This window comes from Labrys sp. HAY1-8F (genome assembly GCF_056754975.1).
This window is the reverse complement of the sequence record NZ_JBPGWZ010000002.1, coordinates 4,804,360-4,823,468: the sequence shown is the minus strand read 5'-3', so window position 1 is coordinate 4,823,468 and position 19,109 is coordinate 4,804,360. Positions and strand designations below refer to the sequence as shown.

The 19,109-nt window shown below is 63.3% G+C and carries 22 protein-coding genes; 14 read left to right on the top strand and 8 right to left on the bottom strand.

The genetic code is table 11. The features are described from left to right. Nucleotides 1–82: 82 nt before the first annotated feature. Nucleotides 83–733, bottom strand: a complete 651-nt coding sequence (pdxH, locus tag ACR9ZN_RS31335; protein ID WP_481274071.1) for a pyridoxamine 5'-phosphate oxidase — start codon at nucleotides 731–733, stop codon at nucleotides 83–85. A 15-nt stretch (nucleotides 734–748) separates the two neighbouring features. Here pdxH and ACR9ZN_RS31330 point away from each other — a divergent pair, with 15 nt between their 5' ends. The 3 genes from ACR9ZN_RS31330 to ACR9ZN_RS31320 all read left to right on the top strand — a co-directional run bounded on the left by ACR9ZN_RS31330 (nucleotide 749) and on the right by ACR9ZN_RS31320 (nucleotide 2,257). Further along, complete coding sequence (locus ACR9ZN_RS31330) at nucleotides 749–1,225, top strand: RT0821/Lpp0805 family surface protein (protein WP_481274070.1); 477 nt, start codon at nucleotides 749–751, stop codon at nucleotides 1,223–1,225. Between the two features lie 207 nt (nucleotides 1,226–1,432). Further along, nucleotides 1,433–1,651, top strand: coding sequence for a hypothetical protein (locus tag ACR9ZN_RS31325; protein ID WP_434955506.1), 219 nt, complete (start codon nucleotides 1,433–1,435; stop codon nucleotides 1,649–1,651). 417 nt (nucleotides 1,652–2,068) lie between these two features. After that, the gene (locus ACR9ZN_RS31320; protein WP_149251642.1) at nucleotides 2,069–2,257 is read left to right on the top strand and encodes a hypothetical protein; all 189 of its coding nucleotides are present in this window, start codon (nucleotides 2,069–2,071) and stop codon (nucleotides 2,255–2,257) included. 663 nt (nucleotides 2,258–2,920) lie between these two features. Here the strand turns inward: ACR9ZN_RS31320 and ACR9ZN_RS31315 are convergent. Then, complete coding sequence (locus ACR9ZN_RS31315) at nucleotides 2,921–3,508, bottom strand: L,D-transpeptidase (RefSeq protein WP_434955505.1); 588 nt, start codon at nucleotides 3,506–3,508, stop codon at nucleotides 2,921–2,923. Between the two features lie 600 nt (nucleotides 3,509–4,108). Continuing rightward, nucleotides 4,109–4,411, bottom strand: coding sequence for a hypothetical protein (locus tag ACR9ZN_RS31310; protein WP_434955504.1), 303 nt, complete (start codon nucleotides 4,409–4,411; stop codon nucleotides 4,109–4,111). A gap of 467 nt (nucleotides 4,412–4,878) precedes the next feature. Between ACR9ZN_RS31310 and ACR9ZN_RS31305 the strand changes: the two genes are divergently transcribed. Then, nucleotides 4,879–6,477, top strand: coding sequence for a vWA domain-containing protein (locus ACR9ZN_RS31305; RefSeq protein ID WP_481274069.1), 1,599 nt, complete (start codon nucleotides 4,879–4,881; stop codon nucleotides 6,475–6,477). Nucleotides 6,478–6,691: 214 nt separating this feature from the next. Here the strand turns inward: ACR9ZN_RS31305 and ACR9ZN_RS31300 are convergent, their stop codons facing one another. Beyond that, nucleotides 6,692–6,961 carry a hypothetical protein gene (locus ACR9ZN_RS31300; RefSeq protein WP_434955502.1) on the bottom strand — a complete coding sequence of 90 codons (270 nt, stop codon included), beginning with the start codon at nucleotides 6,959–6,961 and terminating at the stop codon, nucleotides 6,692–6,694. A gap of 193 nt (nucleotides 6,962–7,154) precedes the next feature. Beyond that, the gene (locus tag ACR9ZN_RS31295; protein WP_434955501.1) at nucleotides 7,155–7,490 is read right to left on the bottom strand and encodes a GIY-YIG nuclease family protein; all 336 of its coding nucleotides are present in this window, start codon (nucleotides 7,488–7,490) and stop codon (nucleotides 7,155–7,157) included. A gap of 204 nt (nucleotides 7,491–7,694) precedes the next feature. Here ACR9ZN_RS31295 and ACR9ZN_RS31290 point away from each other — a divergent pair, with 204 nt between their 5' ends. Both ACR9ZN_RS31290 and ACR9ZN_RS31285 read left to right on the top strand, forming a co-directional pair. Next, nucleotides 7,695–8,120, top strand: coding sequence for a DUF1330 domain-containing protein (locus ACR9ZN_RS31290; RefSeq protein ID WP_434955500.1), 426 nt, complete (start codon nucleotides 7,695–7,697; stop codon nucleotides 8,118–8,120). Nucleotides 8,121–8,192: 72 nt separating this feature from the next. Then, complete coding sequence (locus ACR9ZN_RS31285) at nucleotides 8,193–9,545, top strand: MATE family efflux transporter (protein WP_481274068.1); 1,353 nt, start codon at nucleotides 8,193–8,195, stop codon at nucleotides 9,543–9,545. Between the two features lie 15 nt (nucleotides 9,546–9,560). On the opposite strand, the gene ACR9ZN_RS31280 is transcribed toward ACR9ZN_RS31285, so the two are convergent. Next, complete coding sequence (locus tag ACR9ZN_RS31280) at nucleotides 9,561–10,559, bottom strand: alpha/beta hydrolase fold domain-containing protein (protein WP_481274067.1); 999 nt, start codon at nucleotides 10,557–10,559, stop codon at nucleotides 9,561–9,563. Beyond that, nucleotides 10,540–10,797, bottom strand: a complete 258-nt coding sequence (locus tag ACR9ZN_RS31275; RefSeq protein WP_434955497.1) for a hypothetical protein — start codon at nucleotides 10,795–10,797, stop codon at nucleotides 10,540–10,542. The genes ACR9ZN_RS31280 and ACR9ZN_RS31275 overlap by 20 nt, the downstream gene beginning before the upstream one ends. A 230-nt stretch (nucleotides 10,798–11,027) precedes the next feature. Here ACR9ZN_RS31275 and ACR9ZN_RS31270 point away from each other — a divergent pair, with 230 nt between their 5' ends. Next, nucleotides 11,028–12,614: a gamma-glutamyltransferase family protein gene (locus ACR9ZN_RS31270; protein WP_481274066.1), complete on the top strand. Its 1,587-nt coding sequence runs from the start codon at nucleotides 11,028–11,030 to the stop codon at nucleotides 12,612–12,614. Between the two features lie 144 nt (nucleotides 12,615–12,758). Continuing rightward, nucleotides 12,759–13,457 carry a DUF1045 domain-containing protein gene (locus ACR9ZN_RS31265; protein WP_434955495.1) on the top strand — a complete coding sequence of 233 codons (699 nt, stop codon included), beginning with the start codon at nucleotides 12,759–12,761 and terminating at the stop codon, nucleotides 13,455–13,457. 22 nt (nucleotides 13,458–13,479) lie between these two features. On the opposite strand, the gene ACR9ZN_RS31260 is transcribed toward ACR9ZN_RS31265, so the two are convergent. After that, nucleotides 13,480–13,854 (bottom strand): winged helix-turn-helix transcriptional regulator, encoded by a 375-nt coding sequence (locus tag ACR9ZN_RS31260; RefSeq protein ID WP_434955494.1) that lies wholly within the window; start codon nucleotides 13,852–13,854, stop codon nucleotides 13,480–13,482. A 103-nt stretch (nucleotides 13,855–13,957) separates the two neighbouring features. Between ACR9ZN_RS31260 and ACR9ZN_RS31255 the strand changes: the two genes are divergently transcribed. The 6 genes from ACR9ZN_RS31255 to ribB all read left to right on the top strand — a co-directional run bounded on the left by ACR9ZN_RS31255 (nucleotide 13,958) and on the right by ribB (nucleotide 19,094). Continuing rightward, nucleotides 13,958–14,971, top strand: coding sequence for a zinc-binding alcohol dehydrogenase family protein (locus ACR9ZN_RS31255; RefSeq protein WP_481274065.1), 1,014 nt, complete (start codon nucleotides 13,958–13,960; stop codon nucleotides 14,969–14,971). Nucleotides 14,972–15,156: 185 nt separating this feature from the next. Continuing rightward, on the top strand, nucleotides 15,157–15,804 hold the full coding sequence (locus tag ACR9ZN_RS31250) for a DUF1007 family protein (protein ID WP_481274064.1): 648 nt from the start codon (nucleotides 15,157–15,159) through the stop codon (nucleotides 15,802–15,804). Further along, nucleotides 15,801–16,781 carry a nickel/cobalt transporter gene (locus ACR9ZN_RS31245; protein WP_481274063.1) on the top strand — a complete coding sequence of 327 codons (981 nt, stop codon included), beginning with the start codon at nucleotides 15,801–15,803 and terminating at the stop codon, nucleotides 16,779–16,781. The genes ACR9ZN_RS31250 and ACR9ZN_RS31245 overlap by 4 nt, the downstream gene beginning before the upstream one ends. 144 nt (nucleotides 16,782–16,925) lie before the next feature. Further along, nucleotides 16,926–17,372: a sigma factor-like helix-turn-helix DNA-binding protein gene (locus ACR9ZN_RS31240; protein ID WP_434955490.1), complete on the top strand. Its 447-nt coding sequence runs from the start codon at nucleotides 16,926–16,928 to the stop codon at nucleotides 17,370–17,372. Further along, entirely contained in the window at nucleotides 17,369–17,719 is a 351-nt protein-coding gene (locus tag ACR9ZN_RS31235; RefSeq protein WP_434955489.1) for an anti-sigma factor, read from the top strand. Before ACR9ZN_RS31240 ends, ACR9ZN_RS31235 begins: the two co-directional genes overlap by 4 nt. Before the next feature lie 79 nt (nucleotides 17,720–17,798). Next, nucleotides 17,799–19,094 carry a 3,4-dihydroxy-2-butanone-4-phosphate synthase gene (gene ribB / locus ACR9ZN_RS31230; RefSeq protein ID WP_434955488.1) on the top strand — a complete coding sequence of 432 codons (1,296 nt, stop codon included), beginning with the start codon at nucleotides 17,799–17,801 and terminating at the stop codon, nucleotides 19,092–19,094. Nucleotides 19,095–19,109: the final 15 nt, after the last annotated feature.

The following is a 19,109-nucleotide window of genomic DNA, read 5'->3' as shown; positions in this document are numbered from 1 at the left end:
AGGGTGGCGGATCGCCGCGACAGCCGAGCCGGGCCCAATTGCACCCCCAGAGGCCGTTGCTCCAAATGGGCGCGCGCCCCTCTCAGGGATAGAGCTGCTCGCGCCGCCAGCCGCCCTGGCTCTCGGCACGCCGGAAAACCAGGCGGTCATGCAATCGGAACGGCCTGTCGTGCCAGAATTCGATCTGCACCGGCAGGATGCGGAAACCGGTCCAATGGGGAGGACGCGGGATCTCGCCGATGGCGAATTTGGCCGTATAGGTCGCCACGGCCTTTTCAAGGGCGAAGCGCCCTTCGAGTGCCCGCGACTGCTGCGACGCCCAGGCGCCGATTCGGCTGCCACGCGGGCGCGTGACGAAGTAGGCGTCCGCCTCCGCATCGGTGACGCGGTCGACCGGCCCACGCACCCTCACCTGCCGGCGCAGGCTCTTCCAATGAAACAGCAAGGCGGCCTTGGGCGTGCCGCCCAATTCCGTGCCCTTGGCGCTCTGTGTGTTGGTATAGAAGACGAAACCCTTGTCATCGAGGCCCTTGAGCAACACCATGCGCACGTCCGGCAGGCCTTCCGGATCCACCGTGGCGAGCGCCATCGCGTTGGGGTCGTTCGGCTCGGATTTCTCCGCTTCCGCCAGCCATTGCGCGAACAACAAAAACGGTTCGGACGCGCCGAGGAAGCCAGCCGAGTCACCCGGCGTTAACTCGCCCGTGCCAGGATTACCTAACGTCATGGTCATTGGGGTGGCTCCACTGTGTTCAGCCTGTTCGTCTTCAAGGGCGGTTATAACGCCTACCGCGTCCGCGGCCCACTGTCAGTGCTGTTCGCCAGTGTCATTTTGACAGGCTGCGCCATTTCGACGCCCCTCGGCCCGATCTTCGGCTCGGCCGAGGACAAGACGACGACAGGTTCGATCCCCGAACAGGACATCCGCCTGAACGCCAGCATGACCGATGCCGACTGGCAGCAAGCCAAGGCTGCGCTGCAGGCGGGAATGGACCCCCAGAATCCGGGCGCCTCCATAGCGTGGTCCAGCATGACAACCGGCGTACATGGCCTGGTCACGCCGGTTGCCGATAGCTATGTCGAAAACAAGCTTACCTGCCGCAGCTTCGTCGCAGCCCAGGGCGGCCAGGGCCCGGCCCAATGGTATCAGGGCAAGAGCTGCCGCAAGAGCGGCACGGCCTGGTCCATCGTCAGCGTACAGCCCTGGGCCCTGCCGCACGTGTGAGAATTTTCGCGCGCCACCGGGCCTGGTTAATCGAACATTCAGGTGGCCCGGCGTATATTGCTGGTCATGCCGTGCGAAGTATCACGGGGCTTTCACGTTAACCATGATACTTTCGCCGCCAAATATTCACAGTCCGGCCTTCACCTCGCTTCAAAGCACCCTCAGGGTGACAACAAGTAGAGCGTGTCGTTGCGTATGGAGTTAATTATGACGACCTCCCCTCTTTCTACCGACCGACCAAGCGAAGCGCTCGCACCGCCGCAAGGCTCCCCGCGCGAGCAGCTCCAGCATCTCTATCGCGCCATCGGCATTTCGGCCGTCGCCGCGGCAGCGGCCCAGGTGGCACGCGTTGTCGCCAAGCCGGAGAAGCCCAAGCATGAGATGCCGGCTTGCCTGCGCGACGAAGACGACGACCTCGCCGCCTAAGGCAAAGCGCGTTTAGAGCCAAACCCTGCTTTGCTTTCGCTCTTTGGTTCGATGCGTCTTTGCGATTCTTGGCGTTACCGCTGAATCGCAAAACACTTTAGGCGAAAGCATCCCCCATTTGTCGATATGCGACACGACCGCAACGATAGAGGCGCGGCATATCGGTAACATTGAACTTATGAAAGCATCGCAGCCGCGCCGCAAAGCGCGGCTTTCTTTATGAGCTGCAGGCTTATTTACTTGTGACGTTCTTGCAACATGTTGCAGTAAAATGACGGCGATGTCGCAAATAAGATAATCATGTCGCCGCTCCGTCATAATTCCCACGCCTTCGCTGTCAATTATGAGCCAAGTTGTTGTCGTAACTGCGTAAATCTGTGCACGTACTTGTCGTGTACCTTGGTTGAGGACCAGATTATGGACATCGAGGGATCGCGTCTCCAGCAGCCCGCACAAGAGAAGCGGGAAAAGCTCGAGGATCGTTATGGCAAGATCGCCATCCCGGCTCTGGCCGCCGCCGTCGGGGCAGCCCGCAAGGAAAAGGATCAGCGCCAGATGAGCGCGGAGGCAGCCTATACGCGCCTCCAGCAAATGGCCCAGTCGTAAGACCCGGCTATACTTTCCTTTACGGCACTGGACCTGCCGCAATCGGCGGCAGGTTTGTCCGGATGCGACGCTTTGCCTGCCGAGGCAGGTGGCATTGGGACCCGTATCAACCGGCCCGCCAGGCAAGCATACGCCGAAGCCGGCGGCTGACGCCATTTTCGGCCGCGCTCATCCGGTGCTGAGCTTCGTCTCGGGTCCCTGAATGGCTTATGCAGCCGATCAGACTAGGCTCCAGCCGGATATCGGCCTTTGTCGAAGACGCCTCACGCCTGCCGATACCGGGCCCGGGAAGATCGGGCGCGAGCACGGCGTGAATCTGGTTGGCGCCGCAGTCCCGCCTTCATCCTCCTCCACTCGCCACGAATGACCGATCGCTGCCACGCAGCCGCCGCCAAACCAGCGGAAGTCAGAAGCCCATGGAAGATACTGAAGCGCCTCGCGCATAGTCCCCCATGCCGGGCTTTCATTCGCATATGAGCCGAAGCCCGATTGGCCAGATCCGAAAAGTCGGCAGGTTTCCGCCGAATGCCCGCGGCTCGTCCCGCCGACACGAAGCTGCCCCGGGGGCAGCAGGGCCAACAAAAAAGCCCCGGTGCGATCCGGGGCTCTTGTCGAAATTACCTTGGATGCGGCGCCGTGACGAGCACGCCGCCGAAATCCGCCTCAGCGCACGATCACCTTCGTACCGGCGGGAACGCGGTTATAGAGATCGATCACGTCGATGTTGCGCATCCGGATGCAGCCGGACGAGACGCTGCGGCCGATTTTCTCGGGTTCGTTGGTGCCGTGAATGCGATAGAGCGTGTCCTTGCCGCCCTGGAAGAGATAAAGCGCACGCGCCCCCAGCGGGTTGGTCCACCCCCCTTCGGTGCGCTTGACATGCGGCCAGCGCACCATCATCTCGGCCGGCGGATTCCAGGTCGGCCATTCGGCCTTGTGGTCGATGACGGCTTCACCCGTCCACCCGAAGGCCTCGCTGCCAAGGGCCACGCCATAGCGCATCGCCTTGCCGTCGGGCAGCGTATAATAGAGCAGATGCTGCTTGGTCTCGACAACCACTACGCCCGCCGGTTCGCCAGTGGGATTGTCGACCATGTAGCGGGCAAACATCTTGTCCACGTCGCCGGTGGGAATCATCGCCATGAACTGCGCGTCCCGCTCCGAGAGCACGGGATCGGCCGTCTTGGTGTATTGGCAAGCGCCCAGACTCAGCGACATGACCGCGAGCATGGCGAAATGGACCAGTTTCATAGTACCCCCGAATACGTCAGCGCGTAGCTAGTACCGCCATCATTATGGTTACTGTTCGGTTAAGTCCGGCGGTACCAGGCAGACGAGAGCCGGAAAACTCAACACATGGACAGTACAAAATTGAAACAGCCAGTGGGTGTCAATGCGGTGTGATTAAAAAACAAGAAGTGTTGCCGATATCATACGCTGCCACGCCAGACACCCGGGAGCCCCGGCGCCGGAGTGTTTTGCGATTTGGCCGCATCGCGAAGAGCCGTAAAGACACGTCGAAACAAAGGATTAGAGCAAGCGGGCGTCCACGCCTAAACGCGCTTTGCCCCGAGTGAGGTCCCCTCATTTACTGGAGGCAACTGGGGCAAGAGCAAATATTGGGCCTCCTGCCCTCGGCAAAGCCGCATCTTCTTCCCGGAGCGAGACCACGCGTAAAGTTCGTTCTCTGCGATAGGTCCATGCTGAAAGGAGCGGGCAAGCCTCCTGCAAGGCCTGCCCGCTCAAGTTACTGCTATGGAGAGTAGAGTGACGTCCACGGCAACCCGGTTTCCCGGTCGCTGCACCCCTGTGCCTTTCGGCACAGCCGGCCGCCGCAGCAGCGACTATTCGTCAATGAGCGGTCGACGGACGCGTCGGCGCCGAGAAGCTCAGCGCGCTGTCGATTCCGGCGATGATTCCGCGGGCCAGGTCGACATGACGGCCGACGCCGGCGGAAAGGGCATCCCGCATCTGCGAGTCGAGAGGAGAATTGTCGATGGCAACACCGAGGTTGGAGAGCGTCGCGCAAAGCTCGCCCAACAGACGCTGGTGCTGACGGATCGAAAGCATGTAGGCGCGATGCAGCTCGGTGATATCTGGCGCCGACATGTCGATGTCGTCATTCCAGGCCAGGCGTGCGTTTGAGGTCAACATCGATAGTCCCCGACGATTTTGCATGGGCTCGTGCTGATTTGCGGCCCCGCTGATGCAGCAATGGTTAATGGGAAACGGCCCCTTCGCGCTGTGCGTTTTCGCACATCGCTGCGGGGCGGTATCAGCATGCCGCCTATCCATCGACCGGAAGGGTCATTCGGGAAAGGCACCGGGGCGAGCACCCTCGACACTGAGTGAACCTCATCGCATCCCCGTCAAACTATGCGAAAGCGCACAGAGGTAATCGTCAACATAGACACATGCTGCAGCGCGCTTGAGTGTCACAACATTTGCTTATATTTGAAAGGGCAAGAAGAGAACCTGACCGCACAAATGTCCGATCGACCGTTTCATTGGAGTTTACTATGCGGAAAAGTCTTTATGCCCTTGTTCCAGGTCTCCTCGGCCTGGCTGGCGCCCTATTGCCTTTTGCAATGAGCGCAAGGGCAGAAGAGGGAGCACGCGTCATGCTCGTGCTCGACGCCTCGGGCTCCATGTGGGGCAAGGTTGGTGACATCACCAAGATCGAGGCCGCACGCCAAACCGTCGGTACCATCCTGAAAGGCTGGCCGGCGGACGATCACCTCGGCCTGATCGTCTATGGCCATCGTCGCAAGGGCGATTGCAAAGACATCGAAATGCTCAAATCGGTCGCCCCGGTCGACGAGCGGGCGTTCATGGCCATGGTCGGCGGCCTGTCGCCCAAGGGGCGCACGCCGATGACCGACGCCGTGCGAACCGCCGCCGAAGCGATGAAGGGGCAGGAAGGTCGGTCGACCATCATCCTGGTCTCCGACGGCGTGGAAACCTGCAACGCCGCCCCCTGCGAGGTGGCCGCAGCCCTGAAGAAGGCCGATATAGACCTCGTCGTCGACACCGTCGGCTTCGACATCAAGGATCCCGAAGCCAACCGCGAACTGCGCTGCATGGCGGAGGCGACGGGCGGCATCGCCCTGCAGGCCGAGGATGCCGGCGAACTCACCAAGGCCATCCAGCAGGCCGTGCACACCGCCCAAGGCAATCCGGCGCCTGCACCGGCCCCGCAACCCAAGGCTGAGCCGAAGGCGGAACCCAAACCGGACTGGAACCTGACGGGCTATGCCCGGCTGGCCGCCGGCGACGACCCGCTCACCGACGACGTGCGATGGGAACTCACCCGCCCCGCACCGGAAGGCACGACATCCGAAGTGGTGATGACGAGCTATAACGCCAACATCCACGAACAGGTTGAGCCGGGCGACTATATCCTCACGCTCACGGCGGGCGAGGCGAGCGTGAAGGCCCCCATTACCGTCAAGGCCAACGAGATGAACCGTGTCGACATGGCGTTGAACGCGGGCCGCATCGGACTGCGCGCCAAACGCACGGCGACCGAAACGGCAAAGGGCTCTGTGGTCTGGACCGTCAAACCTAAGGGCAGCAGCGCTGATCTGTTCACCGGCTATGACGCCGAGACCGGGGTCATCCTCCCGGCGGGCGAATACAGTGTCACGCTGAAGCTTGGCGCAGCCGTCCAGACCCGCGATATCGAAATCGCGCCCGGTGAAACGGTTCCTGTCGAGGTTATTGCCGGTGTCGGCAAGCTGAAGGGCAAGGTCACCTTTTCCCCGGGAGGCTCCGCCGTAAAGGATCCCCGTGTCGATATCTTGGTTGGCTCCGAAGCAGCCGAAGGCAAGTCCTCCTTGATCGGCGACTATGCCGCCGAGCCTGTTTTCGATCTGCCCGAAGGCACCTATCGCGTCCGTATCAAAGTCGATGGCGTGGATCGCGTCTTCCCGCTGACGATCAAGACCGGTGAGACGGTGACGGCTTCCTTCCCGCTCGACGCCGGCCTTGTCGCCATCACCGCGCCGGGCGCCGATTCGATCCGCATCACCGTCCCGCGGACCGGCATTTATGGTGATGACGCGGAGGAAATCACGCGGAACTACGATACGTCGATGAGCTACGTTCTACCCGCAGGCAAATACACGGCCAGCGCTTGGAAGGGCGACGTCAATGTCACCCAGGACATCGAGATCAAGGCCGGCGCACGCAATGAGGTGAAACTGGCCCTGCCTCAATGACCCTGCCTTCAGGGGGCGGCGGTTGCGACAGTATCTCGGCGCAATTGCCGCCCCTCTGCTTCGCGCCGGCGAGCGGTGGTGCGTTGCCGCGAGACCGTTGTTCTCAGCGGCGACCACCCCATTTCGTGATTTGACGGAAGCGCCTGAACTCGCAAGGACACCTCGAAAACCGCAATCGAAGCAAAAAGCCGTTCAGCTGCGAAAGCATGCAGCCTCAGGGAAACACCAAATATCGCCGCTTGGTGCCGCTTCGGGTGTCGGCCATCAGAAGATCGATGGTATCGACTTCACCTTCATGCCGAAGACCGGCTATCACCGTGGCGACGGTCAAATCCGGCCAGGCTCGCCGGACCGCCTGTCGAATCGCCTGCTCGACATCCAGTTCCATTCGGGTCGGATCGGGCATGCTCCAATCTTCGAAGACCAGGCCGAGTGTTCGCGCCAGCGTGATGCGAAGCTGATCGTCGCTTGGAAGATCGGACATGCGAAGGGCCCCCGGTGACCGCCTTCCGCATCATGCGCTGCTCCGATGGCAAATGAGAAGCGCCACGTCGCTCGAGGCCGTCACAAGCATGAGTTGGAGGCTCGTCCGGATCGAGACCGGCTGCCTTCGGCATCGCATAGCGCCTTAGGGCGAAGAGGCGCGAAGACGCTGCCATCTTCCGGAAATGATGACATCAGATCGGCTTTGCCGCCAGGGTCGCCACCCAATGATCGAGCCGTTCCTTCAAGGTCCGCTCGCGCACGAAAGCAACCTCTTCATCCTCGATCTGTTCGATGATCTCCAGGCTGAAGGTGCGCTCTCCGTGCCTGCTCCAGGCGGACTGCAAGCCCTGGTTCAGGCTGGCGCCCTGGCCCAGGGTGAACCAGAGCCTGTTGCGGATCTTCGAAAGGTCCGGCGCCCGGCCGACCCAGCAATCCCCCGTTTCCGTGCAGCGAAGGGCGTAGATGCCAGCCGCGACCTTGCGCTTCTTATAGGCGTCGACAACCGCCTTGCGATCTTCACGTTTCATGGACGGCCTCCTTGGACCAAAGCGGAATGGCGTTGCATTTGCACGCAGCCGTAAACCAGAACAGCACGCTACGCAATATTACCCGGGTATATTGACAAGGAAAATTTCACCCGGATATAATCCCGCCAGTTTCATCGCGGGCCTGTCCAATCGCAGACACCTGTTCGCCCAAGCCGGACGCCTCCTGGATGCCGAGGAAAATCCATGCCGCCTTATCTTTCTCCCACGCAGGAGGCCGGACGAGACTTCGTGACACGGGGTCTTGCCGGCCCGGTCGCCATGCTCAATCTCCTGCGTTTTCGCGAGGTCGCCGACTATTCGGCCTCGCCGGAACTCGCGCCCATCGCGCCGATCAGCGGCGAGGAAGCCTTTCGGCGCTATGTCGTCCACACCCTGCCCTTCCTGTCCCGAAGCGGCGGCGAGCTGCTGTTTCTCGGCGCCGGCGGAGCTTTCCTGATTGGCCCCGAAACGGAACGGTGGGACCAGGTCGCGCTCGTGCGGCAGGCCTCCGTACGGAGCTTCCTCGCCTTTGCCGACGATGAGGGCTACCTCGCCGGGCTCGGGCACCGCACCGCCGCCCTGGCCGATTCACGCTTGTTGCCGCTCACGCAACTGACGATTCCCGCCTGATTTCAGCCCCGCTTTCCTACATGCACCTGGTGGCCCGCCGCCCGGAATGCATCCGCTTGCCCGGTATCCGCCATGTCATCCTCTTCTCCCTCTCGCCCCCTGTGGCGCCTCTATCTCGGCATTCTCCTGCCGATGATGCTGACCAATGTCCTCCAGGCTGCCTCCGGCACGCTCGACGGCATCTGGATCGGCCAGCTTCTCGGTCTCCAAGCCATTGCCGCGGTATCGGCCTTCTTTCCGATCCTGTTCCTGGCGCTCTCGCTGGTGATCGGCCTGAGCAGCGGCGCCGCCGTGCTGATCGGCCAGGCCTGGGGCGCGGGCGATCGACCGCGCGTTCGCCGTATCGCCGCCACCGCCATCGTGATGGTGCTCGCCCTCAGCTTGCCGATAGCCATGTTCGGCCACTTCGCCATTCCCGGCCTGTTGCAGGCCCTCGGCACGCCTGCGGCGGTCCTGCCGGCGGCTGTCGACTATGCGCGCTTGATGACGGCCGGCTGCCCCGTCATCTTCCTGCTTTGGCTCGTCACCTCGATGAGCAGGGGCGTCGGCGACGCCGTCTCGCCGCTTTTCGTGCTCGTCATCGCGACAGCGCTGTCTCTTGCCGCCACGCCGGCCCTGATCGAAGGTTGGGCAGGACTGCCCCGTCTTGGCGTCACGAGCGCCGCCTTCTCCACCATCGGCGCCTATGCGCTGTCGCTGCTCTGGCTCGCCTGGCACTGGCGCCGCCGCCGGCATCCGCTCGCGCCGACGACGCCTCGAGCTCCAACCTTCGACGTCTTGCTCGCTTCGGCCATCCTGCGTATCGGCTTGCCGACAGCCTGCCAGATGATGAGCATGGCTGTGGCGGAACTGGTGCTGCTCGGCCTGGTGAACCGGCACGGAGTCGGCGCCACCGCCAGCTATGGCGCCATCAACCAGATCATGAGCTGGGTGCAATTTCCGGTGATGTCGCTGGGAATCACGGCGACGGTCCTGGCGTCACACAGTATCGGCGCAGGCCGGCTAGGCGTTGTCGGGCCTATCCTGGTGACCGGGCTGCGTCTGAACCTGGTTACGACAGGCGCCTTCGTGGTTGCCGCCTATATGCTTGCCCCGGTGGCCATCGGCCTGTTCATCACCGAAGCCGCCACGGCTCTTGTCGCCGTGGATCTCCTCCATATCGTGCTGTGGAGCGTGGTGCTCGCGGGCTGGTCAGCGGTGCTCAGCGGGGTCATGCGGGCGGATGGCACGGTCCTGGTGCCGACAGGCCTGTTCATGACCGCCATCGTCCTGGTCGAGGTGCCGCTGGCCTGCCTGCTGGATGCGAAAATAGGCTTGTCCGGCATCTGGATCGGCTACGCCGCCGGATTTGCGGCCAACCTGCTACTCCAGGCCGGCTTTTACGGCCTGGTCTGGTCGAAGAGGCCGGCGCGGCGGCTGACATGAGACAAAGGCCAGGGGTCAGGCCGAAAGACCTGCCCTGCCCTCCGGTCCGAAGCGCGCATTCAACAGATCACCGATTTGCCCGCGTGCGCGTTCCGCCTCCGGCAGCGGCAGCAGCATCCAGGCATGCACCATGCCGGCCTGCTCAAGGAGTTCAACGGGCTGTCCAGCCCGTTCCAGGCGCTGGGCCAATCTGTGGGCCTCGGGATTGAGCAGATCCGCGGTGCCGGTCATGACGGTGACCGGCGCCAGCCCCCGCATCTCGCCATAAAGCGGACTGATCCCGGGATCGTCCAGCGGCAGGTCGCCGGCGTAAAGACGCGCTGCCGCCCGGGCCGCCTCCGGCGTGATCACGGGATCATGCGGCACATGCGCCAGTGTCGCCGGATCATTCATGGTGAGGTCAAGCCAAGGTGAGAGTAGGACGATCTGGCCGGGCTGGGGGTGGCCGGCCGCGACCAGAGCCTGGGCCAGTGCAAGCGCGAGCCCGCCTCCGGCCGAATCGCCCATCACCACCATGCGCTCCGGGGCAAAATGGGCGCATAGATCCGTGTAATGCGCCAGCACACTTGCCAGCGCCTCCCGATGACCGTTTTCCGGAGCCAACGGGTAGAAAGGTACCGTGACACTGCAGCCAGTGCGGCGGATCAGGTCGTCGAGAAAGCGCCAATGCAGGAAGCTGATCGCGAACGAATAGGCGCCCCCATGCAGGTAGAGCAGATGGAAGGGCGCTTTGCCGCCGTCCCGCGGTCCGAGATGGAACACCCGGTCGCCATGCGCCACCTCCTGCCGGATCTCACAAAGATTTCGCAGGCGGGCGGAGGGCAGCGCAGGGCCGGTCCGGCGGCTCAGGCGGATCAGCGCCTGCAGAACCGGCGGCCTTGCCCAATCCTTCACCCTGAGCAGACGAAACAGGCCATGGAGCGAGCGCGAGGCGAGACTGGGTTCGGCGGTCTCCGGCAGCCCGCCGTCGGGCGGTGTCTCAGGAGCCTTCGTCTTAGGACCTGGCACCTTCACGCTTGAAAATCGACTCGACCCGGCTGGCCTGCCTGAGGAAGACGAAAATGGCATAGAAGGCCACGAGGCCGAACACGCATTGCAGGATGATCTCGACCGTGGGTCCGAGCTGGAAAAATCCCGCCAGCGCCCAGCCGGAGGCCCAGGCCGCACCGAGCAGTTCGGTGCCGATCAGAATGGCGGCCGAGCAAACGGTGATCAGGCTGGTCCAATTGATGGATTTTTCAGAGCTGGGCAAAATCGGCTCCCCGACGGCTTTCGTGAATGTCGTCCCATGCCTCTATACCATCACGCCGCGCTTTGCTACGCCCCTTGTGGAACGAAGCGCATGGATGGCGAAAACGCCTCTTTGCTCTAACTCCTTGTTTCGACGCGTCTTTGCGATTCTTGGTGATTCCACCGGAGCGCGAAACGCTGTAGATGACAAATCATCCATGTAAGTCTGCGCTTGGAAAGCTGCACTGCCCTATGGAAACGCCCGTCTTCGGTCATGCCGCCGTCGCCACGCCCCATCATCCGGCCAGCGAAACCGGCCAGCGCATCCTGATCCAGGGCGGCAACGCCATCGAGGCGATGATCGCCATGGCGGCCACCATCGCCGTGACCTATCCGCATATGAACGGCGCAGGCGGTGATGGTTTCTGGCTGATCGCCGACAAAGGCCGCCGCATCCGGGCGATCCAGGCCTGCGGCCCCGCCGGCAGCCGGGCCACCATCTCGGCCCTGCGTGATCTCGGCTATGATGAAGTGCCGTCTCGCGGCGCCCTTTCCAGCCTTACTGTTCCCGGCGCGATCGCCGGCTGGCAGGTTGCCGCCGACATGGCCAGGGCCTTCGGCGGCCGGCTGCCCATGGCCGTGCTGCTGGAAGATGCCATCCGCCATGCCCACGACGGCATCGCCGTATCGGCCTCGCAAGCCCGGGTCGAGCCCGCCGAGATCGACGAGCTCAAGACCGTGCCTGGCTTTGCCGCCCAGTTCATGCCGTCGGGTGAAGCCCCCAAAGCCGGGGACCTTCTCGTCCAGCCGGCGCTCGCGGGTTTGCTGGAACAGCTCGCCCATGCTGGGCTCGACGATTTCTATCGTGGCGATGCCGCCCGCGAAATCGCCGCCGATCTCGACCGCGCCGGTGCCCTCGTCACGCGGGAGGATTTCCGGCGCTATGAAGCTCGGCTACGCGAACCGCTGAGCCTGCCCCTGCAGGGCGTCACGCTCCATAGCCTGCCGCCGCCGACGCAGGGGCTTTCCACCCTCGTCATCCTCGGCCTTGCCGAGCGCCTCGGCCTCAAGCGGGCGGGCAGTTTCGAACATATCCATAGCTTGGTCGAGGCAGCCAAGCGAGCGGCGGCCATCCGAGACCGCGAAATTGCCGATCCCGTTTCGATGAGCGCCGATCCAGCCGCCTTCCTCACGCCCGCCTTCCTGGAGAACGAAGCCGCGGCGATTTCGATGGCGCGCGCCGCCCCTTCCCCACTGTCGGGTGCCAGGGGCGACACTGTCTGGATGGGCGCGATCGACAAGGATGGCCTTGCCGTCAGCACCATCCAGTCGATCTATTGGGATTATGGCTCGGGCCTGGTGCTGCCGAAGACCGGCTTGCTGATGCAGAACCGCGGCATGGCCTTTTCACTGGACGCCCGCTCGCCTCGCGCCCTGGCACCGGGGCGCCTGCCCTTTCACACCCTCGCCCCGGCCATGGCGCTGTTTTCGGATGGCCGGGTGATGCCCTTCGGTACCATGGGCGGCGATGCCCAGCCGCAGATCCTGGCGCAATTGTTCTCACGCTATCGCCTGGGCGAAAGCCTCGCCGCTTCCGTCGACGCCCCGCGTTTCATCCTCGCTCGCGATGAGAAAGAAAGAAGATCCGTGCTGCGGCTGGAAGACCGCTTCGACGAGAGCCTTCTCAACGCGCTCGACCGTGCTGGTCATCCCCTCGACATCGGCGAGGCCTATGCAGACAGCTTCGGCCATGCCGGTGCGCTCGTCCGCCACACCAGGGACGGACGCATCGAGGCCGTGCACGACCCACGCGCCGACGGTGGTGCCCTTGGGCTCTAGAGCGTTTTGCGATGGGACGGAGTCGCATCTAATCGCAAAGGCGCTCTAGCCAGCCCGTCGGATTGGCTGGAAACGAAGAGTTGGAGCAAACAAGCGCTCAATCATGGACGTGCTTTGCTCGGGAATGGTCATGGACGTTTGAGAATGGCGACACGTTACGCGATCTATTATGTGCCCGCTGCGGACACGGCGCTCTGGCGCTTCGGCAGCGAAGTCCTGGGTTACGATGCCTTCACGGGGCAGGACGTGCCCCAATGGCACCCTGCCGCTACAACCGCTTCCGCCTGGCATGAGATGACCGCCGATCCCCGGCTCTATGGCTTCCACGCCACCTTGAAAGCCCCTTTCCGCGTCGCCGACGGCTGGGACGAGGCAGCTCTTGCATCGGACTTCATCGCCTTCGCAAGGACCCAGCGGCCGGTCGATCTCGGTGCCTGGGTCATCAGGCCGATCCCTTCCTCGCGCGATGGCCGCGCCTTTCTCGCCATGGTCCCGGCAGAGCCGCCGGGTGAATTGGCCGAACTCGAGGGCGGCATCGTCAGGCATTTCGACAGGCTGCGCGCGCCGCTGACCCCCGCCGAAATCGCCCGCCGAAATCCAGACCGCCTGAGCGAGCGCCAGCGCGGCTATCTCCATGCCCATGGCTACCCCCATGTGCTGGAGGAATTCCGCTTCCATATGACACTGTCGGGGGCCATCGAGAACGCCCCGGCCATCGGCGAACACCTGGATCTCCGGGCAAAGGAGCTCGAGGTCGCCCCTCGACTGCGCATCGATCGCCTTGGCCTGTTCCGCCAAGAGGATGGCGGGCGTTTCCAGGTCATCGACATCGCCATGCTCTAAGCGGAGTTTTCCGGCGACGGAATCAGGCCGCGTCCGCCTTTTCGACGGCATGCGGCTTGCCATAAAGGCCGATATTGGCATCGCCCCACGCCTTCAGCGCCAGCAGGACCGGTTCCATGCTGCGGCCGAGCGGCGAGAGACTGTATTCCACCTTGGGCGGCACCTGCGCATAGACCTTGCGCTCGATCAGCGCATCTTCTTCCAGCTCGCGTAATTGGTTGGTCAGCATGCGCGGCGTGACATTCGCGATATGGCGGCGGATCTCGCTGAAGCGCAGCGTGCCCGAGAGCAGATGGAACAGGATGATCGATTTCCACTTGCCGTCGATCAGGGCGATGGCGGCCTCGACCGAACAGCCCGGCGTGCAATCGAAGCGGGAATGGCGCGCTTTGGCCATGACAGTATCCTTTTTGATACTATAGGCGTTTTTTGTGCATATTGACGATCATTGATCATAGGCACAGATTTCGCTCATATCAATCAGCGATGAGGAACAAGCCATGAAAGCGATCGGATACAGGACGGCGGGCGCCATCGACGCTGCGAAAGCGCTCGAGGACATCGAGTTGCCCCGCCCCAAGGCAACTGGCCACGACCTTCTGGTCGAGGTCGCGGCAATCTCCGTCAATCCGGTCGATACCAAGGTTCGGCGCAGGGCTTCGCCGGATGCGGGCGAATGGAAGGTCCTGGGCTGGGATGCCGTTGGCCGGGTGGTGGAGGTCGGCGAATCGGTAACCGCCTTCAAGCCCGGCGACGAGGTGTTCTATGCCGGCTCGATCACCCGGCCCGGCGCCAACAGCCAGTTCCATCTGGTCGACGAGCGCATCGTGGGCCACAAGCCGAAAGTTCTCTCGGATGCCGAAGCCGCAGCCCTGCCGCTGACAGCCATCACGGCCTGGGAGATGCTGTTCGACCGGCTCGACATTCGCCGTCCTGTGCCCGGAGCGGCCAATGCCATCGTGATCGTCGGCGGCGCCGGCGGGGTCGGCTCGATCGCCATCCAGCTCGCGCGCGCACTGACCGAGGTGACGGTCATCGCCACCGCCTCTCGCCCCGAAACGCAGGACTGGGTGCGTGAACTCGGAGCCCATCACGTCGTCGATCACGGCAAGCCGATCGCCGGACAGATCGCGGCACTCGGCATCGGCGCCCCCGCCTTCGTCTTTTCCACCACCGAGACCCACCGCCATCTCGGCGAGATCGTCGAACTGATCGCGCCCCAGGGCCGGTTCGGCCTCATCGACGATCCGGAGGGGCTCGATATCATGGGTTTCAAACGCAAGGCGGCCTCGATCCACTGGGAGTTGATGTTCACCCGTCCGATCTTTCAGACACCCGACATGGACGAGCAGGGAAAATTGCTGAACGAGGTCGCCGGATTGATCGACAAAGGCAAGATCCGCACGACGCTCAGCCAGGTGCTTAGACCGATCAATGCCGAGAATTTGAAACAGGCCCACGCCCTGATCGAAAGCGGACGCGCCAAGGGTAAGATCGTGCTGGAGGGCTTCTGAGAGCAGCGACCATTAAGTCAACTTAACGGCTCCAGAACCAGGATTTTGCTATGGAGCGCAGGCGCTCTCAAGCAAACGCCAAAGGCTGGGCATGAGCGGCGCCATCCTTCCGCCCCACTCGGCAGGTTACAACCGGCCGGGTGGTGAATCGCTACTGCTCCTGCCCGCTGCAATCCGGATCGTTCATGCGCTCGCTTCTTCTCGCCACTATGCTGTTTGGCTGCCTCATTGGGCGGGCTGCGGCCCATCCACATGTCTTCGTCGATTCAGCCAGCGAGATCGTTTACGACGACAAGGGGCGGGTAACCGGCGTCAAGCAGCACTGGACCTTCGACGAAGCCTTCTCCTCCTATGCCACGCAGGGACTGCAGCAAGGCAAGGACGGCAGCTACACGCGCGAGACCCTCGCCCCCTTGGCTCAGACCAATGTCGAGAACCTCAAGGATTTCGGCTATTTCACCTTTGCCAAACTCGGTGGCAAGGAGCTCCTGTTCAAGGATCCGACCGACCCTTATCTCGACTATGCCAACGGCGTCTTGACTCTGCATTTCTTCCTGCCCCTCTCCTCTCCGCAGACACAGGGGCAGAAGGCGCTGGCGATCCAGATCTACGATCCAACCTATTATGTCGCCTTCACCCTGCAGGACGAGAACCCGGCCAAGCTCGATGACCCCCCGCAGGGCTGTGCGCTCAACGTCATCAGGCCCAAGCCCCCCAGTGACGACCAGAAGGCCGCCGCCTTGCAGCTCGACGAGGCCTATTTCAGCGCGCTGGACCAGAACAAGGATTTCGGTGCCAAATTCGCCAACAACATCCAGGTGAACTGCCCGTGACAACGGGTATCGGCCGCTTTGCCAGGCAGATCGCACAGGCGGCGCCGGCCGTCCTGTTCCTGCTTCTGCTGGCGGCTGGCGAAGCGCTCGCCCAGAAGAGCACGCCCTTCGGCATCAGCCGGCCGGAACAATCGATCACCGGCCCCGCCAGTCCCTTCCTGGCCTGGATCCTCAGCGAAACCGCCCGCTACTATCAATTGCTCGTCGATGCTCTGAAGGAATCCAAGCAGAACGGCACCGCCAGCCTCGCGCTGATCACCCTCAGCTTCGGCTATGGCGTCTTCCATGCTGCCGGCCCCGGGCACGGCAAGGCGGTCATCTCCTCCTATCTGTTCGCCAATGACGAGGCGGTGAAGCGCGGCATCGCCCTCTCCTGCGCCTTCGCACTGGTGCAGGCGCTGTCCGCCATCGCCATGGTGTCGGTGCTGGCGGCCATCCTCAACGTCACCGCCCAGACCATGGATGCCTCCACCCTGATGCTGGAGCGGCTCTCCAACTTCATGGTGATGGCAGTCGGTGCCTGGCTGTTCTGGCGCAAGGGCCGCGCTCTGTGGGGCCTGATCGCCGCCCGTTTCGGCCTGCCCGGCGCCAGCATCCATGTCCACGACGCCAATTGCGGCCATCTTGCCTTGCCGACCGACAGCGACACCGCCAAACGCAACAATATGCGGGCGATCCTCGCCGCCGGCCTCAGGCCCTGCACGGGCGCCATCATCGTGCTGGTGTTCGCCTGGCGGCAGGGAATCTACGGCTCGGGCATCATCGCGACTTTCGCCATGGGCCTCGGCACTGCCGTCACCATCGCCGCCATCGCCACGGTCGCGGTGATGGCCAAGAGCCTTGCCGTCCGCTTTGCCGCCCCGCAAAGCTTTGCCGCCGCCATCACGGTGCGCACGCTCGAAATGGGTCTTGCCTTCATGGTGTTCGCACTCGGGCTCATCCTGCTTGCAGGCGTGATAAATTTACCCTCCGCATAGGCCTCGCGATCGCCAAAATACTTGGCCCCCCAAAAGCCGCGCAGTATGATGGCTGAGGGCGCACCGAAGCGTGCGCCCAGCTCGACTTTCCGGCTCAATCCGCAGGGAGAAGCGGCCAGCCGGAGGCGGCCGGAGGATCGACCGATGGGCCAGCAGATTGAAGCCGTCGTCCAGCGCCTGAGGCGCTTTGCCCGGGCGCTCAGCCATGATTCCGATGGGGCGGATGCCCTGGTCCTCGAGATCCTGTCCGCGCATGAGGGCAAGCGTCTCGATTATCCCCGCCTGCTCACGGCGTTGATTGCCCGCCGCCGCGACCTCGACGACCGAGAAAACCAGCTCAAGGCTCAACGCCCGCCGATGAAGGCTGCCTGCTCCAGCCATCCCGACATCCTTCGCGCTTTCGACCGCCTGCCCCTGGCCGACCGCGAGGTTCTGTCGCTGATCATCATCGAAGGGCTCGATTATGAGACGGCTGCCGCCGTGCTGGCGGTGCGCGAAGAAGCTTTCATCGCTCGCCTCACCCGAGCTCGCGAGGCTTTCTCGCGCCAGGTTGACGGCCAGCGCCACGCCGTGCTGCGGATCGTGAAATGACCGAGCCCACCCGTATTCCAGACCGGATCTTCAACGCCCTGGTCGATGGCCGGCTCTCCGCGCGGGTGGAGCGGGAAACGCGCGAGGCACTGGAATCCGATTCCCAGGGCAGCGAGCGCGCCGCGACCTGGCAGCGTCAGAGCGAGGCCTTGCATGCCGCCCTCGCGCCCATCGCGCGCGAGCCCTTGCCCCTTTCGATGATGCTGAAACTGCGTAACGACAAGCCTGTTGCCTGGCATCGCGACAGCACGCTTTGGACTTATATCGGCATTTTTGCGGCCGGTGTCGCCGTTGGCCTGGCGCTTGACCTGGCCATGCCGACCTTGAGGGCTCTGATCGGGATCTGATTTTCCTGCTTTTCAGTAATACTGAAATTCGACCAACATTTCGGTTGAAATTAAATTCCTCCGTGCCTACCTTGGCACCATGAAACTCGACGCTTGGCTCAAACAGACCACAACCCCCCGCAGCACCTTCGCCAGAACGGTGGGACTGTCGCCTGCGAGCATCACCGCCCTGTGCAATGACGAAACGGCGTGGATTTCCCGCGAGACCGCCGGACGCATTGCCGAAGCAACCGGCGGCAGCGTCACTCCCAATGACTTTCTGGGCCTCGCCCCGGTTCGTGAACACCTCAAGGAGACTGTCGTGTCCCATCAGAAGATTCAGGCCGCCCTCGAGGCTTTCGCCCGCGGCGAGATCGTGGTGGTGGTCGACGACGACGACCGCGAGAACGAGGGCGACCTGATCATCGCCGCCAGCCACCTCACCACCGAAAAGATGGCCTTCATCATCCGCCATTGCTGCGGCATCGTCTGCGCCCCCCTGACGCTGGAAGAGGCCAAGCGTCTGCGCCTCGACCCCATGGTGTCGCAGAACGACGCCCCGCTCGGCACGGCCTTCACCGTCACGGTCGACGTCAAGCATGGCCTGACCACCGGCATCTCGGCCGAGCAGCGCGCCAATACGGTGCGCGCGCTCGCCAACTCCAATATGGGCGCCAGCGATTTCGTCCGCCCGGGCCACATCTTTCCGCTGATTTCCAAGGAAGGTGGCGTGCTGATGCGCTCCGGCCATACCGAGGCGGCCACCGATCTGTGCAAGCTCGCCGGCCTGCCCCAGGTCGCTGCGATCTGCGAGCTCGCCAATGATGACGGCACGGTCAAGCGCGGACCCGAGGTCGTGGCCTTCGCCGAGACCCATGGCCTGCATATGGTCTCGATCGCCGACCTCATCGCCTTCCGCCAGGCCCGCGAAAAGCTGGTGGAGCGCGTAGCGACCTTTACCGTGGAAAGCGAGATCGGGCCGCTCACCGCCTATGCCTACACCACGCCCTATGACGAGGTGCAGCAATTGGCCTTCGTCTACGGCAAGATCGGCGATGGTGAGAATGTACCGACCCGCCTGCACCGCGCCGACGTGGTGACGGATGTGTTCGGCGGCGCCAAGATGCTCGGTGCCTCCCTCGCCAAGTTCAAGGAAGCTGGCCGGGGCGTAATCGTCTATCTGCGTGACGGCACCGCCGGCGTGCCCATGGTGACCCACGGCTCGGAACACGGTTCGGAAGCCCTGCGCAGCGAACAGTGGCGTGAGGTCGGGCTCGGCGCCCAGATCCTGCGCGACCTCGACGTCTCTTCGATCAGGCTGCTTTCGACCAAGCCACGCACCTATATCGGCCTCAGCGGCTTCGGCATCGAGATCAAGGGCACGGAGACGGTCTGAGGACCGTCACATCAC

Excerpts from the sequence above, each read along its gene's own strand:
- pdxH (WP_481274071.1), bottom strand. The coding sequence starts at position 733 with ATGACCATGACGTTAGGTAATCCTGGCACGGGCGAGTTAACGCCGGGT.
- ACR9ZN_RS31325 (WP_434955506.1), top strand. The coding sequence starts at position 1,433 with ATGACGACCTCCCCTCTTTCTACCGACCGACCAAGCGAAGCGCTCGCA.
- ACR9ZN_RS31320 (WP_149251642.1), top strand. The coding sequence starts at position 2,069 with ATGGACATCGAGGGATCGCGTCTCCAGCAGCCCGCACAAGAGAAGCGG.
- ACR9ZN_RS31315 (WP_434955505.1), bottom strand. The coding sequence starts at position 3,508 with ATGAAACTGGTCCATTTCGCCATGCTCGCGGTCATGTCGCTGAGTCTG.
- ACR9ZN_RS31310 (WP_434955504.1), bottom strand. The coding sequence starts at position 4,411 with ATGTTGACCTCAAACGCACGCCTGGCCTGGAATGACGACATCGACATG.
- ACR9ZN_RS31305 (WP_481274069.1), top strand. The coding sequence starts at position 4,879 with ATGCTCGTGCTCGACGCCTCGGGCTCCATGTGGGGCAAGGTTGGTGAC.
- ACR9ZN_RS31300 (WP_434955502.1), bottom strand. The coding sequence starts at position 6,961 with ATGTCCGATCTTCCAAGCGACGATCAGCTTCGCATCACGCTGGCGCGA.
- ACR9ZN_RS31295 (WP_434955501.1), bottom strand. The coding sequence starts at position 7,490 with ATGAAACGTGAAGATCGCAAGGCGGTTGTCGACGCCTATAAGAAGCGC.
- ACR9ZN_RS31290 (WP_434955500.1), top strand. The coding sequence starts at position 7,695 with ATGCCGCCTTATCTTTCTCCCACGCAGGAGGCCGGACGAGACTTCGTG.
- ACR9ZN_RS31285 (WP_481274068.1), top strand. The coding sequence starts at position 8,193 with ATGTCATCCTCTTCTCCCTCTCGCCCCCTGTGGCGCCTCTATCTCGGC.
- ACR9ZN_RS31270 (WP_481274066.1), top strand. The coding sequence starts at position 11,028 with ATGGAAACGCCCGTCTTCGGTCATGCCGCCGTCGCCACGCCCCATCAT.
- ACR9ZN_RS31265 (WP_434955495.1), top strand. The coding sequence starts at position 12,759 with ATGGCGACACGTTACGCGATCTATTATGTGCCCGCTGCGGACACGGCG.
- ACR9ZN_RS31260 (WP_434955494.1), bottom strand. The coding sequence starts at position 13,854 with ATGGCCAAAGCGCGCCATTCCCGCTTCGATTGCACGCCGGGCTGTTCG.
- ACR9ZN_RS31255 (WP_481274065.1), top strand. The coding sequence starts at position 13,958 with ATGAAAGCGATCGGATACAGGACGGCGGGCGCCATCGACGCTGCGAAA.
- ACR9ZN_RS31250 (WP_481274064.1), top strand. The coding sequence starts at position 15,157 with ATGCGCTCGCTTCTTCTCGCCACTATGCTGTTTGGCTGCCTCATTGGG.
- ACR9ZN_RS31240 (WP_434955490.1), top strand. The coding sequence starts at position 16,926 with ATGGGCCAGCAGATTGAAGCCGTCGTCCAGCGCCTGAGGCGCTTTGCC.
- ACR9ZN_RS31235 (WP_434955489.1), top strand. The coding sequence starts at position 17,369 with ATGACCGAGCCCACCCGTATTCCAGACCGGATCTTCAACGCCCTGGTC.
- ribB (WP_434955488.1), top strand. The coding sequence starts at position 17,799 with ATGAAACTCGACGCTTGGCTCAAACAGACCACAACCCCCCGCAGCACC.